The 16,601-nt window shown below is 70.0% G+C and carries 14 protein-coding genes; 1 reads left to right on the top strand and 13 read right to left on the bottom strand.

Translation table 11 applies throughout. The features are described from left to right. Positions 1-4 precede the first annotated feature (4 nt). Both ACGF7Y_RS04620 and ACGF7Y_RS04615 read right to left on the bottom strand, forming a co-directional pair. On the bottom strand, positions 5-658 hold the full coding sequence (locus ACGF7Y_RS04620; protein ID WP_393229124.1) for a PadR family transcriptional regulator: 654 nt from the start codon (positions 656-658) through the stop codon (positions 5-7). 101 nt (positions 659-759) lie between these two features. After that, the gene (locus ACGF7Y_RS04615) at positions 760-1,338 is read right to left on the bottom strand and encodes a TetR/AcrR family transcriptional regulator (RefSeq protein ID WP_393229122.1); all 579 of its coding nucleotides are present in this window, start codon (positions 1,336-1,338) and stop codon (positions 760-762) included. Between the two features lie 80 nt (positions 1,339-1,418). On the opposite strand from ACGF7Y_RS04615, the gene ACGF7Y_RS04610 reads away from it, so the two are divergent. Then, a complete protein-coding gene (locus ACGF7Y_RS04610) occupies positions 1,419-2,261 on the top strand; it encodes an SDR family oxidoreductase (protein WP_393229119.1) in 843 nt (280 codons plus the stop codon). Positions 2,262-2,294: 33 nt separating this feature from the next. Here ACGF7Y_RS04610 and ACGF7Y_RS04605 read toward each other — a convergent pair whose 3' ends face one another. The 11 genes from ACGF7Y_RS04605 to ACGF7Y_RS04555 form a co-directional block, all read right to left on the bottom strand. After that, positions 2,295-4,808 (bottom strand): primosomal protein N', encoded by a 2,514-nt coding sequence (locus tag ACGF7Y_RS04605; RefSeq protein ID WP_393230942.1) that lies wholly within the window; start codon positions 4,806-4,808, stop codon positions 2,295-2,297. Positions 4,809-4,896: 88 nt separating this feature from the next. After that, positions 4,897-6,108 (bottom strand): methionine adenosyltransferase, encoded by a 1,212-nt coding sequence (gene metK / locus ACGF7Y_RS04600; protein ID WP_040867522.1) that lies wholly within the window; start codon positions 6,106-6,108, stop codon positions 4,897-4,899. 234 nt (positions 6,109-6,342) lie between these two features. Then, the gene (coaBC, locus tag ACGF7Y_RS04595; RefSeq protein WP_062973598.1) at positions 6,343-7,566 is read right to left on the bottom strand and encodes a bifunctional phosphopantothenoylcysteine decarboxylase/phosphopantothenate--cysteine ligase CoaBC; all 1,224 of its coding nucleotides are present in this window, start codon (positions 7,564-7,566) and stop codon (positions 6,343-6,345) included. Between the two features lie 44 nt (positions 7,567-7,610). Continuing rightward, entirely contained in the window at positions 7,611-7,892 is a 282-nt protein-coding gene (gene rpoZ / locus ACGF7Y_RS04590) for a DNA-directed RNA polymerase subunit omega (RefSeq protein WP_280250368.1), read from the bottom strand. A 26-nt stretch (positions 7,893-7,918) separates the two neighbouring features. Then, on the bottom strand, positions 7,919-8,503 hold the full coding sequence (gene gmk / locus ACGF7Y_RS04585) for a guanylate kinase (protein ID WP_062973597.1): 585 nt from the start codon (positions 8,501-8,503) through the stop codon (positions 7,919-7,921). A gap of 8 nt (positions 8,504-8,511) precedes the next feature. After that, entirely contained in the window at positions 8,512-8,832 is a 321-nt protein-coding gene (mihF, locus tag ACGF7Y_RS04580) for an integration host factor, actinobacterial type (protein ID WP_028476708.1), read from the bottom strand. Positions 8,833-9,400: 568 nt separating this feature from the next. Further along, complete coding sequence (pyrF, locus tag ACGF7Y_RS04575) at positions 9,401-10,225, bottom strand: orotidine-5'-phosphate decarboxylase (RefSeq protein WP_393229116.1); 825 nt, start codon at positions 10,223-10,225, stop codon at positions 9,401-9,403. Positions 10,226-10,250: 25 nt separating this feature from the next. Beyond that, entirely contained in the window at positions 10,251-13,559 is a 3,309-nt protein-coding gene (gene carB, locus ACGF7Y_RS04570; RefSeq protein ID WP_393229113.1) for a carbamoyl-phosphate synthase large subunit, read from the bottom strand. After that, positions 13,559-14,671 carry a glutamine-hydrolyzing carbamoyl-phosphate synthase small subunit gene (gene carA / locus ACGF7Y_RS04565; RefSeq protein WP_393229110.1) on the bottom strand — a complete coding sequence of 371 codons (1,113 nt, stop codon included), beginning with the start codon at positions 14,669-14,671 and terminating at the stop codon, positions 13,559-13,561. Before carA ends, carB begins: the two co-directional genes overlap by 1 nt. Further along, on the bottom strand, positions 14,668-15,189 hold the full coding sequence (locus tag ACGF7Y_RS04560; RefSeq protein ID WP_063052308.1) for a hypothetical protein: 522 nt from the start codon (positions 15,187-15,189) through the stop codon (positions 14,668-14,670). Before ACGF7Y_RS04560 ends, carA begins: the two co-directional genes overlap by 4 nt. Beyond that, positions 15,189-16,517: a dihydroorotase gene (locus tag ACGF7Y_RS04555; RefSeq protein ID WP_393229107.1), complete on the bottom strand. Its 1,329-nt coding sequence runs from the start codon at positions 16,515-16,517 to the stop codon at positions 15,189-15,191. The genes ACGF7Y_RS04560 and ACGF7Y_RS04555 overlap by 1 nt, the downstream gene beginning before the upstream one ends. Between the last annotated feature and the right edge of the window lie 84 nt (positions 16,518-16,601).

The raw sequence follows: 16,601 nt of genomic DNA, 5'->3' as shown, positions 1-16,601 counted from the left end.
TCCCCTACTTCTCGGGGGTCTCGTCCTCGGCGAGGATGCGGTAGAGGGACTTGCGGGTCTCGGTGAGCAACTCCGCCGCACGCGCCGCCTGCTGCGGGGTACCCGCCGCCGCGACCTGCGCGACCGCCCCCATCAGCTGCCCGGCGAGTCCGCGCAGGTCCATCGCCTGGGCTCCGACGTCCTGCTGCACGTCCGCCCACGGATCACCCAGCTCGTCCCGGTGCGCGGCGACGTACTCGTTACCGGTCTCGGTGAGCTTGGCGGTCTTGCGCCCGGCGACCTTCTCGATGAGGACCAGGCCCTCGTCCTCCAACTGCGCGAGCGCGGGGTAGATCGAACCGGGGCTCGGCCTCCAGATGTCGTTGCTGCGCTCGCGGATCTGCTGGATGAGTTCGTAGCCGTGCATGGGCTGCTCGGCGAGCAGCAGCAGCACGGCGGCGCGTACGTCACCGCGCCTGCCACGGCCGCCACGGCCACGTCCGCGACCGAATTGCGGGCCGAAGCCAGGGCCGAAACCGGGACCGAATCCCGGCCCGAACTCGGGGCCGAAACCGTGGCGTCCCCCGCGGCGGAAGCGCAGCCGGTGTTCGAAGCCCTCGGGTCCGGGCAGCGGCCCACGGCCACGTCGGCCGAATTCTCGATCTTCTCGGTATTCCATGTCAGCCTCCCAAGGCTCTCGTGTTTGTTTCATGCTATCGACGATATATCGGCAATGCATCGAACGCAAGGCCCGATTTCGGAACCGGGCCGACAGGGAGGTCAGCTCACCAGTGAGTCGATCCAGCGCGACAGCCGCGCGCCCTCGGTGACCATGAGCTCTGGATCACGAAAAGTGTTGGTGAGCAACGAGATTCCTTGATATGCCGCGACATAGGCGATCGCGAGCCCCCTCGCGTCGGTGCGGCCCATCGCGGCGAACTGCCGTTCGGCCCAATCCACCAGCACGCGCATCACATCGGCGGCCGCGGTATTCAACCCGTCGCCACGCTTGTCCAACTCCGAGGACAAGGTGCCGAACGGGCAGCCGTACCGGACGGTCTGCTCACGATCGGCGACCCAGCCCGCGATCAGGGCCTTCAGCCTCTCCGACGGCGTCTCGTGACGGTCGCTCGCGGCGATCACGGCATCGAGAATATGCGCGTGCGAGCCGATCGCCGCCTCGATGAGCTGGTCTTTCGTCTTGAAGTAGTAGTAGACGTTGCCGACCGGAACATCGGCGGCGCGGGCGATGTCGGCGATGGTCGTCTTCTCCACGCCCTGCTGGTAGAACACCCGCACGGCCGCCTCGACCAGCCGTTGCCGCTTACTCGGCCTGGTTTCCGTCACTGAGTCAGTCACACAACTAACTGTAGACAACGCGCCCGCGACCGGCTACGTTGTACTTAGTCAGTCAACTAACTAACTAACTAGGAGTAACGATGATCGTGGTCACCGGAGCCACCGGGAATATCGGCGCGCCCCTCGTGCGCTCGCTGTCGGACGCAGGCGAGGAGGTCACAGCGGTCGCCCGCCATGCGGACCTCTCGCTGCCCGACGGCGTCCGGTCGGTTCGGGCCGACCTCGGCGAGCCGGAAAGCCTCTCCCCCGCCCTCTCGGGAGCCGACACCCTGTTCCTCCTGATCACCGGTGAGCAGTTGGTGGCAGGCCCCGAGCCCGAACAGGTGCTGAAAGTCGCCGCTGCCGGAGGCGTGCGGCGCGTCGTCTTCGTGTCCTCGCAGGGGGTAGCCACCCGCCCCGGCGCGGCGGGCTATGCCCGGCTCGTCGCCTACGAGCAGGCGATCAGGGACTCCGGCCTGGCCTGGACCTTCCTGCGACCGGGCGGGTTCTTCTCCAATACCTACGCGTGGGCGGATTCGGTGCGCACGCGGCGTATGGTCGCCGCGCCGTTCGGCGATATCGGCCTGCCCTCGATCGATCCGGCCGATATCGCCGCCGTCGCGGCGGCGGCATTGCGCGACGAACGGCACGCCGGACAGGTCTACACCCTGACCGGACCCGAACTCGTCACACCGCGAGCCCAGGCCGAGGCACTCGGTGCGGCGCTGGGCGAGCCGCTCGGATTCATGGAGCTGACTCGGGCGCAGGCCCATTCGGCGATGCTCGACTTCATGCCAGAACCGGTGGTCGAGCACACGCTGACGATCCTCGGCGAACCGACGCCCGACGAACAGCTGATCAGCCCCGATGTGCCGCGTGTGCTGGGGCGGCCCGCCGTGAAGTACGCCGAGTGGGCGGTTCGCAATCGGGCGGCCTTCGCCTGACGCGCACGGCGGGGCGGATGACCGGTGGCTTCGTCAGCCGATGTCGACCGGGTCGATCTGCACGCGAAGGGGGGCGTCGGAGCGGTGCGTGCTGCGGATCGCCTGGGCCGCGCGCAACGCACCCGCGAGCGCCGCTCCGGAGCGGCGCTCGACCCGCAGCAGCAAACGTTCGACTTCGGCGGGCGAATCCTCGGCGGAGAAGGGCTTGCGAGCGCCGTCCGGCAGCGGCACCGGGCCGAGGCGGTCGACCGTCGCGGGCAGATCCGCCGCCGAGAGCAGTTCGGCGATGCTCTCGGCGGTGCCGTCGATCGCGGCGAGCCGGACCGCGGGCGGGAAGCCGACCTCGGCCCGGGCCGCGACCTCCGCGCGCGCCGCGCCCACCGGGTCCCACCGGACCAGCGCCTGCACGGTGGGGATCGAAGGTTCGGCCACGACGATGACCTGGCCGTGCGCGCGGACCAACGTCGCGGCGGCCATCCAGCGGCGCAGTGCGTCCTCGGCGGCCCGCAGGTCGGCGCGCCCGAGCAAGGCCCAGCCGTCGAGCAACAGTGCGACGCCATACCCGCCGGGGACCAAGGGTTCGGCGCCGACCGTGGCGACGACCACTTGCGGGCCCGGCTCCACGGTATCGAGCACGGCGCCGCCCCCGGAGCCACGGATCGGCACGCCAGGAAAGGCGCGGCCGAGTTCCTCCGCCGTACGCGCCGCCCCGATCACCACGGCCCGCAGCGCGCGCGAGCCGCAAGTGGCGCAACGGAACGCGGCCTCGGTGATCCCGCACCAACGGCACGCGGGGCTGTGCGCGGCGGCGCTTTCCGCTGCCGACCCGCGGGTCTCCGGCAGCGCGAGCGGTCCGTTGCAGTGCCTGCATCGGGCCGGGGTGCGGCACTTCCCGCAGGCCAGCGCGGGAATGTACCCGCGCCGTGGCACTTGCACCAGCACCGGCGCCCCCTCCTTCAGCGCGGAACGGGCGGCTGCGAAGGCGACGCCGGGAATCCGGACGGCACGGGCGACCGGATCGCGCTCCAGGGCGACGTCGCTGTCACCGGGGGCGCTGATCCGCGGCGCGGCCTTGCGCAGCACCGCGCGATCGGCGACCAGATCGTGCGCCCAGCCGGAATCGACCACCGCTTGGATCTCCGCGGTCCGCGCGAAACCCGCCGCGACGAATGCCGCACCGGTCTCGTGCGCTCGCAACATCGCCACCTCACGCGTGTGCGGATACGGTGCGCGTGGTTCGGCGTAGGTGTCGTCGCCGTCGTCCCACAGCGCGATCAGCCCGAGGTTCGCCGCCGGTGCGAACACCGCGCTGCGCGTGCCGACCACGACCCGCGCCGAACCGCGCAGCACCGCCAGCCAACGCCGGTAGCGTGCCGCGGGACCGAGACCGGCCGCCAGCCCAACGGCCGAATCCCCCACCAGCTCAGCACATTCCGCCAACACCCGGTCGAGGTCGCGTTGGTCCGGGACCATGAGGATCGCGCTGCGCCCCTGCCGGGCCACCAAGGCGGCGAGCTCCGCCAGCCGACGCGGCCAGTCCTCACCGGGCAGCGCCTGCCAAGCCGCCCGGGCCCCTTTTCCTTGCGCGAGCGCACCGACGAATGCCGGGCCGTGCACATAACGCTCCCAGGCAGCGAGGTCGACGGCCGAAAGTTCCGGCGATACCGCCTCCTGGTTCGTGGCGCCGCCGCGAGGCTCCGCGCCCCGCCCGACACCGATTCGCTCCTCGCCCGAAGGCGGTGCCTGCGGCTTCGAAGAGTGGCCGGTGCCTACCTCCGATGACGGCGCCTGTCGCACGGCCACTGCGCTCTGCCCGACACCGATTCGTCCCTCACCCGAAGGCGGTTCAAGCGGCTTCGAGGACCCGCCGGCGCCCGCCTCTGGCCGGTGCTCCTGTTGCGCGGTCCCCATGCTCACGCTGCCGGGATCATCATCCGATCCGGTCGCGGTGACCGGTTCGGTGTCCGGCCCCGGGGCTGCGCGGCCCGCCGCTGCCGAATCGGCTTGCGGTACTGCGGGATCCGAGGAGAGCGAACCGAGGAGCGTCTCTGCGGGCGCGGAGTTCACTATGGCTGACTGCCCGGAATCTGTTGCAGTGCAGGGTTCTCCGTCTTCGACGGCACTCGCGGACGCACCGGAGTCCGCCGCGGCAGCAGGAGCCGCGGACCCGACGGAATCGATCTGAGCCCCAGCGGACTTCTTCGCACCACCGGTCTCGGTGCGGGCGTGGCGCGGTGGAATGGCCAGACGCAGGACGTCGGCGCGCGTGCCCGCGTAACGGGCCGCCACTTTGCCGGCCAGTTCCAGGATCTCCGGCGTCAGCACGCGTTCGCCGGAGACGACGCGTTCGAGTTCGACCAGTTTGCCGCCGTGATCGCTGTGCGCGGAGCGTGCGAGAAGGTAACCGTCGACCAACCGGCCGGCGAAACGGACGCGTACCCGAACCCCCGGCTGGGCGATTTCGTCCAGCTCGGGGGGCACCAGGTAGTCGAAGTCGCGGTCGAGATGCGCGGGCGACAGCAGTGGGAGCACCCGGGCGATCGGCAGCTCCGCGCCCGCGGGACCCGCGGCCGGACGGTCCGCCTCGGTGGCGGGGGTGCCCGCCGCGGGTGCGTTCACTCGGACCTGATCGAGGTCAGAGTCCGACGGCCGCGCGCAGCTTGTCCGCGCGGTCGGTGTGCTCCCACGGCAGGTCGACGTCGGTGCGGCCGAAGTGGCCGTACGCGGCGGTCGGCGCGTAGATCGGGCGCAGCAGGTCGAGGTCGCGGATGATCGCGCCGGGGCGCAGGTCGAAGACCTCGGTGATCGCGGTGGAGATGCGCGCCGGGTCGACCTTCTCGGTACCGAAGGTCTCGACGAACAAGCCGACCGGAGCCGCCTTGCCGATCGCGTAGGCCACCTGGACCTCGACCCGATCGGCCAGATCGGCCGCCACCACGTTCTTCGCGACCCAGCGCATGGCGTAGGCGGCCGAGCGGTCGACCTTGGACGGGTCCTTGCCGGAGAAGGCGCCACCACCGTGGCGGGCCATGCCGCCGTAGGTGTCGACGATGATCTTGCGGCCGGTCAGGCCCGCGTCGCCCATCGGACCACCGAGCACGAACTTGCCGGTGGGGTTGACCAGCAGGCGGACGTTCGAGGTGTCCAGCGAGGGCACCTCCAGGTCGGCGAGCACCGCTTCGAGGACCTTCTCGCGGATGTCGGGCGCGAGCAGGTTGTCCAGGTCGATGTCGGCGGCGTGCTGGGTGGAGACGACCACCGTGTCCAGGCGGACCGGGCGATCACCGTCGTACTCGATGGTGACCTGGGTCTTGCCGTCCGGACGCAGGTAGGGCAGCACGCCGGACTTGCGCACCTCGGTCAAGCGGCGCGACAACCGGTGCGCGAGCGCGATCGGCAGCGGCATCAGCTCGGGGGTGTCCTTGGTGGCGTAACCGAACATCAAGCCCTGATCGCCCGCGCCCTGCCGCTCGATCTCGTCGTCGGAGCCGCCGACCCGGGCCTCGTGCGAGGTGTCCACACCTTGGGCGATATCCGGCGACTGCGCGCCGATCGCGATATTCACACCGCAGGAATTCCCGTCGAATCCCTTCGCGGACGAGTCATATCCGATTTCCAGAACCTTTTCCCGGACAATACGGGGAATATCGGCGTACGCCGACGTGGTGACCTCACCCGCGACATGGACCTGGCCGGTCGTCACGAGGGTTTCCACCGCGACCCGGCTGCGCGGATCCTCCGCGAGCAACGCGTCGAGAATGGAATCGCTGATGGCATCACAGATTTTGTCCGGATGACCTTCGGTCACGGACTCACTGGTGAAAAGCCGGCTCCCGGACGTGCGCACAGTTGTTCCCTCTCCCTCAACGGGTTACTCGTATCGGCTTGCGACAGTAACGCCATGCCGCGCCTGCGCAACCCTTACATTCCAGACTATTCCAAATCACCGACAGGGCGGACCTCAACTACAAAGCCGCCCCGGACTGCTGAATTCCCGGTGTCCAGGCGATGCCGAAAGAATGACGACGCCGCGAACGAACGACGGATCGGACGGCAATCCCGGCAGGCCCGGCCACCCGGCTCAGCGCAGCAACCCACTCAGCGCGTCGAGCACACGGCTGGCCAGCAATGCCTTCGAACCGTGGTCGAGCGCCTGCTCGGTGCCGTCCGCGCCGAGCAGCCAGCCGTCGTTGGTGTCCACCTCGAACGCTTTGCCCTCACCGACCGCGTTGACCACGAGCAGGTCGCAGCCCTTGCGGGCGAGCTTGGCCCGCGCGTGGGTGAGGACGTCGCCGTGCTCGTCACCGGTCTCGGCGGCGAAGCCGACGATCGCGGTACCGGGCAACTGCCCGTCGCGGCGCGCCTGCACCAGTCCGGCGAGGATGTCGTCGGTCTTGGTCAGCGGAATGACGTCGGGCTCGCCCGCGCCCTTCTTGATCTTGGCGGCGGCGACGTTGGTCGGCCGGAAATCGGCGACCGCCGCGGCCATGATCACCGCGTCGGCGCCGGCGGCGTGCTTGTCGACGGCGGTTTTCAGCTGTTCGGCGGTGGTGATGTGCACCAGGTCGACGGCGGCCGGTGCCGCCATCTCGATCGTGTTGCCCGCGATCAGGGTGACGTGGGCGCCGCGCTGGGCCGCGACCCTCGCGAGCGCGTAACCCTGCTTGCCGGAGCTGCGATTGCCGAGGAAACGCACCGGATCAAGCGGTTCCCTGGTGCCGCCCGCCGTGATGACGACCCGGCGGCCCTCCAGATCCCGCGGGATCGCGTCGGCGCGCTCCATGAGCAGCGACGCGAGGCCGAAGATCTCCTCGGGCTCGGGCAGCCGTCCGGGACCGGTGTCGGCGCCGGTGAGCCGCCCCGCAGCGGGCTCCATGACGATCGCACCGTGGGCGCGCAGCGTCGCGACGTTGGCGACGGTCGCCGGATGCTCCCACATCTCGGTGTGCATCGCGGGCGCGAACAAGATCGGACATCGAGCCGTCAGCAACGTGGCGGTGAGCAGGTCGTCGGCGCGGCCGGAGGCGGCGCGGGCCATGAGGTCGGCGGTCGCCGGGGCGATGACCACCAGGTCCGCCTCCTGGCCCAGCCGAACATGCGGGACCTCGGGCACGTCGGAGAACACACCGGTGTGCACCGGGTTCCCGGACAGTGCTTCGAAGGTCGCCTTGCCAACGAACTCCAGCGCCGAGTGGGTGGGGATCACCCGGACGTCGTGTCCGGTCTCGGTGAACCGCCGGACCAGAGAGCACGCCTTGTAGGCGGCGATCCCTCCGGCTACGCCGACGACGATCCTTGTGGTCACTACGCCTCCGGCCTAGTCGTGGTCACGGGCGAACGCGGTTCGCCTCACTCGCCTTCGGAGTGCTCGAGCAGGTCGGAGTGGATCTCGCGCAGCGCGACCGACAGCGGCTTCTCCTGCAGACCCGGCTCGACCAGCGGGCCGACGTACTCGAGGATGCCGTCGCCGAGCTGGTTGTAGTAGTCGTTGATCTGCCGGGCCCGCTTGGCCGCGTAGATGACCAGGGCGTACTTGGACGACGTGCGCTCCAGCAACTCGTCGATCGGCGGGTTGGTCAGGCCGATCGGGGTGTCGTAGGCGGGCGCGGTCTTGGTGTCCGTACTGCTCACTAGGGGGACTCCTGGTGTTTGGGAGGTCACGAACTCGAATTTGTGCTAACGAACAACGATACCAACTGCTCACAGGCGCTGGTCACCTCGTCGTTCACGATAACGATGTCGAACTCGTCACAGGCGGCCAGCTCGATCCTGGCCGTTTCCAGGCGGCGCTCGATCACCTCGGGCGACTCGGTGCCGCGCGAGGTCAGCCGCGCCACCAGCTCGTCCCAGCTCGGCGGGGCCAGGAAGACCAGGATCGCTTCCGGGATGGCCCGGCGCACCGACCGCGCGCCCTCGAGATCCACTTCGACCAGGACCGGAAGGCCTTCGGCCAGAGCGGCGCGCACCGGCCCGGCGGGGGTGCCCGACCGCTGCAACCCGCCGTGGATGTCAGCCCACTCGAGCAGCTCATCCGCCTCGATCATCGCGTCGAACTCCGCACGGGAGACGAAGCGGTAGTCGAGGCCGTCGACCTCCCCGGGCCGCGGGGCCCGGGTCGTTGCCGACACGCTGAAGACCAGGTCGGGCAGTCGTTCGCGGACACAGCGGACCACGGTGGACTTGCCCACGGCCGAGGGGCCGACCAGTACTACCAGTCGACCCTTCCGCGTGTGTTCGATCACCCTCGTCGTCAGGCGTCGAAGTCGAACCGGGCGAGCAGCGCCTTACGCTGCCGGTCGCCGAGTCCGCGCAGCCGCCGGGTGGGGGCGATCTCCAGCTCGCTCATGATTTCCGCCGCCTTGACCTTGCCCACCTTCGGCAGGGCCTCCAGCAGCGCCGACACCTTCATCTTGCCGAGGATCTCATCGGTCTCGGCATCGGTGAGGACCTGCTTCAGGTTGGTGCCGCCACGCTTCAAGCGCTCCTTGAGCTCCGCCCGAGCGCGGCGAGCGGCAGCCGCCTTCTCCAAAGCAGCGGCGCGCTGCTCGTCAGTCAGCTGGGGAAGGGCCACGGTTCCTCCGTCTCATCGTTCATTGCATCAACTCCTGCCGGTAACCCAGCAGTCTCAGCGACCGTACCCACGACGTCCGCCGATTGCGAACCCACCCCCCAGGTCAGCGCATGATTCCGGATACCGACGCCACCAGGGGGGTGCGTCGCCCGACCCGCCCGCGCCACCGCGCGGAGCGCGCTGCGGGATTCGCGAAACACGCCGCCAGCAGGGCGTTTTCGGCAAACCGAGTGGTTTGCGGGAGGGTTGCGGTAGCGCGGCGCATCGTTCCAGCAACCCCTCACGCGCCCTACCAGGAACTTTCTCGAAATTTTCCGCGTGTCGCGAGTTCTTCCCGCGTGTCGGGCGTCACATCAGAGATATTCGGCCCGCTCGGCGCGGCATCCGGTGCCGGTTCGCGGCCCTGTACGCCGGTCCAGCAGGCAGGTGCCCAGCCGAGCACCGATGAGCGCCGAAATCGGCGCAGGAGAGCGCACAGGCACCGGTAAGGGCGCGTGTGTGAGTGCAGCTGCACGCGCACGGGCCCCGGAAACGCCGAAGGCCGGCGCGGGTGCGCCGGCCTTCGTGGTCATTTCTGCAGAAACGCGAACGCGTCCTGGAGCTCGTGCACCCTGGCACGCAGTGCCGGGACGTCGGGGCCCGCTCGCAGCAGCTCACGCGAGACGTTCGGGAGGACGGCCCCGAGCATCGGCTCGGGGACCAGCTCGCGGATCGTGTCCGGGCCGCCGCCCTGAGCGCCCACCCCGGGCATCAGGATCGGACCGTTGAGCGCGGACAGGTCCGGCGCCTCGCGCAGCGTGGCGCCGACCACCACGCCCACCGAACCGAACTCGCTGCCCGCGTTGCGGGCCGCGGCTTCGTCGACCATCGTCTGCGCGACCGCGCGGCCGTCCGCCCCGACCGCCCGCTGTACCTGCGCTCCCTCGGGATTCGACGTCGCCGCGAGCACGAAGACGCCGCGGTGGTTGGCCTCGGCGAGGGTCAGCGCGGGCGCCAGCGAACCGAATCCGAGGAACGGCGAGACCGTCACCGCGTCGGACGCGAGCGGACCGTCGGCCAGCCAGGTCCGGGCATAGGCGTCCATGGTGGACCCGATGTCGCCGCGCTTGGCGTCGGCGAGCACCAACGTGCCCGAGGCGCGCAACACCTCGATGGCACGCTCCAGCACGGCGATACCGCCGGAGCCGTAGGCCTCGAAGAACGCGACCTGCGGCTTGACCAGCGCGACCAGACCGTCGAAGGCCTCGACGCAGATCTCGGCGAAGCGCTCGAGGCCCTCGACGTCCTCGGGGAGGTCCCAGGACCGCAGCAGTTGCGGGTGCGGGTCGATCCCGACGCAGACGGGCCCGAACTCCCGCATCGCCTGCCGCAAGCGCTCGCCGAAGGTCTTCATCTCGCCCACTCCGTCCGGTCGCGGCTCACCCACGCAGCACCGAGTGCAGTTCCTGCAGGGACCGCACACCGATGCCGCCGTTGATGCTGGCCTCGATGCCCTGCACCGCGGCTGCCGCACCCTGCACGGTGGTGATGCACGGGATGTTCACCCCGACCGCCGCGCTGCGGATCTCGTAGCCGTCCACGCGGGGCCCGGAGTTGCCGTAAGGCGTGTTGAACACCATGTCGACCTCACCGTCGCGGATCTGCTCCACGATCGTAGGCTGGTCGTCCGGACCCACCTCGGAGTGCTTGCGCACCTGCTCGCACGGAATCCCGTTGCGGCGCAGCATCTCCGCCGTGCCCTCGGTGGCGAGGATGCGGAAACCGAGATCGTGCAGGCGCTTCACCGGGAAGACCATCGCGCGCTTGTCCCGGTTGGCGATCGAGACGAACACCGTGCCCTCGGTGGGCAGCGACCCGTAAGCGGCGGTCTGGCTCTTGGCGAAGGCGGTGCCGAAATCGGCGTCGATGCCCATCACCTCGCCGGTGGATTTCATCTCCGGCGACAGCAGCGAATCCACGCCGCTGCCGTCGGCGCGCCGGAAGCGGTGGAACGGCAGCACGGCCTCCTTGACCGCGACCGGAGCGTCCAGCGCGACGTGCCCACCGTCGCCCTCGCTCGGCAGCATGCCCTCCTTGCGGAGTTCGGCGATGGTGGCGCCGAGCATGATCCGTGCGGCGGCCTTGGCCAGCGGCACCGCGGTCGCCTTGGACACGAACGGGACGGTCCGGCTCGCCCGCGGATTGGCCTCCAGGACGTAGAGCACGTCGTCCTTGAGCGCGTACTGCACGTTGAGCAGGCCGCGGACGCCGATGCCCTTGGCCAGCGCGATCGTGGAGCGGCGCACCGCCTCGATGTCGCTGCGGCCCAGCGTGATCGGGGGCAGCGCGCAGGCCGAGTCGCCGGAGTGGATGCCCGCCTCCTCGATGTGCTCCATCACACCGCCGAGGTAGACCTCCTCGCCGTCGCACAGCGCGTCGACGTCGATCTCGATCGCGTCCTCCAGGAAGCGGTCGACCAGCACCGGGTGCTCCGGGCTGAGCGCGGTCGCGCGGGAGATGTAGCCCTCCAGGGACTTCTCGTCGTACACGATCTCCATGCCGCGGCCGCCGAGCACGTAGGACGGACGCACCAGCACCGGGTATCCGATCTCCGCGGCGATCTTGCTGGCCTGCGCGAACGTGGTGGCGGTGCCGTACTTCGGCGCGGGCAGCCCGGCCGCGACCAGCACGTCGCCGAACTCGCCGCGGTCCTCGGCCAGGTCGATGGCGGCCGCGCTGGTGCCGACCACCGGCACGCCCGCCTCGGTGAGGCGCTGCGCCAGTCCGAGCGGCGTCTGGCCGCCCAGCTGCACGATGACGCCCGCGACGGTGCCCGACTCACACTCGGCGTGGTAGATCTCGAGCACGTCCTCGAAGGTCAGCGGCTCGAAGTAGAGACGATCGGCGGTGTCGTAGTCGGTGGAGACGGTCTCGGGGTTGCAGTTGACCATCACCGTCTCGTATCCGGCCTGCGACAGCGTCTGCGCCGCGTGCACGCACGAGTAGTCGAACTCGATGCCCTGGCCGATCCGGTTCGGTCCGGAACCGAGGATGATCACCTTCTCGCGCTCGGGCTGCGGCGCCACCTCGGATTCGGCGGCGGGATCGAGTTCGTAGGCCGAGTAGTGGTAGGGCGTCTTGGCCTCGAACTCGGCGGCGCAGGTGTCGACGGTCTTGAAGACCGGGCGGACACCGAGCCGGTGCCGCAGGGCGCGCACGCCGGTCTCCCCCGCCAGCTCGGGCCGCAGCGCGGCCAGCTGACGATCGGACAGGCCGTAGTGCTTGGCCCGGCGCAGCAGCGGCTCGTCCAGCACGGGCGCGTCGAGGATCTCCCGGCGCAGCTCGACCAAGCCCGCCACTTCCGCGACGAACCACGGGTCGATGCCCGAGGCGGCGGCGACGTCCTCGATGCTCGCGCCCAGGCGCAGCGCCCGCTCGACCTGGTAGATGCGCCCCTCGGTGGGCGTGCGCAGATCCTCCAGGATCGCTTCGACGTCGGTCCACGCGCCGTCGTCCTGGGTCCAGAAGCCCGCGGCCTTGGTCTCCAGCGAACGCAGCACCTTGCCCAGCGCCTCGGCGAAGTTGCGGCCCAGCGACATCGCCTCGCCGACGGACTTCATCGTGGTGGTCAGCGTGCCGTCGGCGCCGGGGAACTTCTCGAACGCGAACCGCGGCGCCTTGACGACCACGTAGTCGAGGGTCGGCTCGAAACAGGCCGGCGTCTCCTTGGTGATGTCGTTGACGATCTCGTCGAGCGTGTACCCGATGGCCAGTTTGGCGGCGATCTTCGCGATCGGGAAGCCCGTCGCCTTCGACGCCAGCGCGGACGAGCGCGAGACGCGCGGGTTCATCTCGATGACGATCAGGCGGCCGTCGCTCGGGTTCACCGCGAACTGGATGTTGCAGCCGCCGGTGTCGACGCCGACCTCACGCAGGATCGCGATACCGAGATCGCGCAGCTTCTGGTACTCGCGGTCGGTGAGCGTCATCGCGGGGGCGACGGTCATCGAGTCGCCGGTGTGCACGCCCATCGGGTCGACGTTCTCGATCGAGCAGACGATCACGACGTTGTCGCGGCCGTCGCGCATCAGCTCGAGTTCGTATTCCTTCCAGCCGAGGATGGACTCCTCGATGAGGACGTTCGCGGTGGGCGAGGCGGCCAAGCCGCCGCCCGCGATGCGATCGAGGTCCTCGTCGTTGTAGGCCATGCCCGACCCGAGACCGCCCATGGTGAACGACGGGCGCACCACGACCGGGAAGCCGAGTTCGGCCACCGTCTCGCGGACCTCGTCCATGGTGAAGCAGACCCGCGAGCGGGCGCTCTCGCCGCCCACCTTCGCCACGATGTCCTTGAACTTCTGCCGGTCCTCACCGCGCTGGATGGCGTCGAAGTCGGCGCCGATCAGCTCCACGCCGTACTTCTCCAGCACCCCGCGCTCGTGCAGTGCGACCGCGGTGTTCAGCGCGGTCTGGCCGCCCAGGGTGGCCAGGATGGCGTCGGGGCGCTCCTTCTCGATGACCTTTTCCACGAACTCCGGCGTGATCGGCTCCACGTAGGTGGCGTCGGCGAACTCCGGGTCGGTCATGATCGTCGCCGGGTTCGAGTTGACCAGCGACACCCGCAGGCCCTCGGCCCGCAGCACCCGGCACGCTTGCGTGCCGGAGTAGTCGAATTCGCACGCCTGGCCGATGACGATCGGGCCAGAACCGATCACCAGGATGTGCTCGAGATCCTCGCGGCGAGGCATCAGGCTCCTTCCATGAGACCGGCGAAACGGTCGAACAGATATGCGGCGTCGTGGGGTCCGGCGGCGGCCTCCGGGTGGTACTGCACGGAGAAGGCGCGGCCGTCGACCAGCCGGACGCCTTCGACCGTTCCGTCGTTGGCGCAGACGTGACTCACCTCGGCCGTGCCGAAGGGGGTGTCGAACCGCTCGCCCCGCTCGCCCTCCAGCGCGAACCCGTGGTTCTGCGCCGTGATCGAGATCCGGCCGGTCTCGTGCTCCACCACCGGGATGTTGATGCCGCGGTGACCGAACTTCATCTTGTAGGTGCCCCGGCCGAGCGCGCGGCCGAGGATCTGGTTGCCGAAGCAGATGCCGAACAGCGGCAGGCCCGCGCCCAGTACGCCGCGGGTCAGCTCGACCGCGGCGTCGGCGGTGGCCGGGTCGCCCGGACCGTTGGACAGGAAGACCCCGTCGGGCTTCAGTTCGAGGATCTGATCCAGCGTGGTGGACGAGGACACCACGTGCACCCGCATGCCGCGCTGCGCGAACATGCGCGGGGTATTGGTCTTGATCCCGAGGTCGACCGCCACGACCGTGCGCCGGTGCTCGCCCTCGGGCTCGATCGTGTAGAGCGCGTCGGTGGTCACCTCACCCGCGAGGTCGGCGCCCAGCATGGACGGCTGCCCGGTCACCCGGGCCACCAGCTCGTCGGGGGCGGCGAGCGCGTCACCGGAGAAGATGCCCGCCTTCATCGAACCGCGGGTGCGCAGGTGCCGTACCAGCGCGCGGGTGTCGATGCCCGCGATGCCGACGATCCGCTGCCGCTCCAGTTCGTCCGGCAGCGTCGTGGTGGCGCGCCAGTTGGACGCGCGCCGCGCGGGGTCGCGCACCGCGTACCCGGCGACCCAGATCTTGGTGGACTCGTCGTCCTCGTCGTTCCAGCCGGTGTTGCCGATCTGCGGCGCGGTGGCCACCACGATCTGCCGGTGGTAGGACGGGTCGGTGAGGGTCTCCTGGTACCCGGTCATCGCGGTGCAGAACACCGCCTCACCGAGCGTCTGGCCCACGGCGCCGTAGGCCCGGCCACGAAACACCCGGCCGTCCTCCAGCACGAATGCCGCTTCTCCTGTCATCCCTCGTCATCTCCCGTCATCGTCCCGCTCTGATCCGCCGCAGGAAGCCGGCGCCAAGCCGGGTAGACCGACTTGTCGTCGCCGCGGAAACCCGTATCGATCTCGGTTCCGGTCGGCAGCTTCCAGCGAATGACCAGCACACCATCTTCCGTCATCACTTTGCCCGCATGGCCGCGTTCGGTGCGCACCGCAGTGATGGATTCCTGCGGAATCCAGATCACCGTCGCGCCGTCGCGCTCGAGCAGAATCCCCCGTTCGAACCGCGTGAGTTCCGCGGTGGCCCGGAAACCGAGGTCACCCACCGTGATCCGGTCCTGCCAGCTGGGCGCGATCGTGCTGCCCAGGTACAGGCCGGTGGTCGGCTCCAGCACCTGCGCGCCGAGTTCGGCGGGCACGGCGGGCAGCGCGCCGATGCGCTCCGCCTGACGTGCCGCGCGGTTACGCCACCCCCGGTACATCAGCCAGAGGCAGACCGCGAACAGGACCAGCAGCCCGGCAACCCAGAGTGTTCTCTCCACTACGAACCTCCTCGAAGGGCTGCGCCCAGCGCCTTGCCGTCGCGGGCGGTGAGCCGGCCGCGCAGCAGCGTCGCCGTCACCCGCGCCGGGAAGGTCATCGCCTCGAACGGCGTGTTGTTCGAGATGCTGGCCAGTTCCTTCCCGCGCACCGTCCAGCTCGCCCTCGGGTCGACCAGCGTCAAGTTCGCCGGCTCACCGACCTCGAGCGGCCTGCCGTGCTCGTCCAGACCCACGATCGCGGCCGGGCGCTCGCTCATCACGCGGGCGACGCCGCGCCAGTCCAGCAGCCCCGGCTCGACCATGGTCTGCACGATGATCGACAGCGCCGTCTCCAGTCCCAGCATGCCGGGCCGGGCAGCGGCGAACTCGCAGCACTTGTCCTGCTCGGCGTGCGGAGCGTGGTCGGTGGCGACGCAGTCGATGATGCCCTCGGCCAGCGCCTGCCGCAGTGCCGCGGCGTCGGACGCCTCGCGCAGCGGCGGGTTGACCTTGTTGACCGCGTCGTAGGTCTCCAGCCGGGAGTCGTCCAGCAGCAAGTGGTGCGGGGTGACCTCGGCGGTGATGGAGATGCCCTGGGACTTCGCCCACCGCACCAGTTCCACGGTGCCCGCGGTGGAGGCGTGGCAGATGTGCACCCTGGCGTCGGCGTCCCGTGCCAGCAGGGCGTCGCGCGCGACGATGGACTCCTCCGCCGCACGCGGCCAGCCCGCCAGCCCGAGCCGGGCCGCGGTCGGTCCCTCGTGCGCGATGGCGCCCTGCGTCAGCCTCGGCTCCTCCGCGTGCTGGGCGATCAGCACCCCGAGCGAATTCGCGTACTCCAGGGCCCGGCGCATGATCAGCGGGTCGTGGACACAGTGGCCGTCGTCGGAGAACATGCGCACCGCGCCGACGCCCCCGGCCATCGTCCCCATCTCGGCGAGCTGCTTGCCCTCCAGACCGACGGTGACCGCGCCGACCGGATACACGTCGACCAGGCCCACCTCCCGGCCGCGCCGCCATACGTGGTCGGTCACGACCACCGAGTCGGCGACCGGAGCGGTATTGGCCATCGCGAACACCGCGGTGTAGCCGCCGAGCGCGGCGGCGGCGGATCCGGACTCGATGGTCTCCGTGTCCTCGCGCCCCGGCTCGCGCAGATGGGTGTGCAGGTCGACGAAGCCGGGCAGCAGAACCTGCCCCCGCGCGTCGATGATCTCGGCGTCGATCGCGTCCAGATCGGTGCCGATCCGGCGGATCTCCCCATCGGCGACGAGCACGTCGACCGGTTCGCCTTCGCCGTACAGCAGCGCACCCTTGATCAAGACGGCGGTGTCGTTGTTTCCGCTCATGCTGCGTCCTCTCCGGCACGAGCGGGGCCCTGCGTGGTCACGCTGCGCTGCCTCCTCCGGTCCTGACCGCTCATGCGGTACCCG

Origin of the sequence: Nocardia sp. NPDC047654 (genome assembly GCF_043205035.1) — a bacterium.
GTDB lineage: Bacteria > Actinomycetota > Actinomycetes > Mycobacteriales > Mycobacteriaceae > Nocardia.
This window is presented reverse-complemented; position numbering and strand designations above follow the sequence as displayed.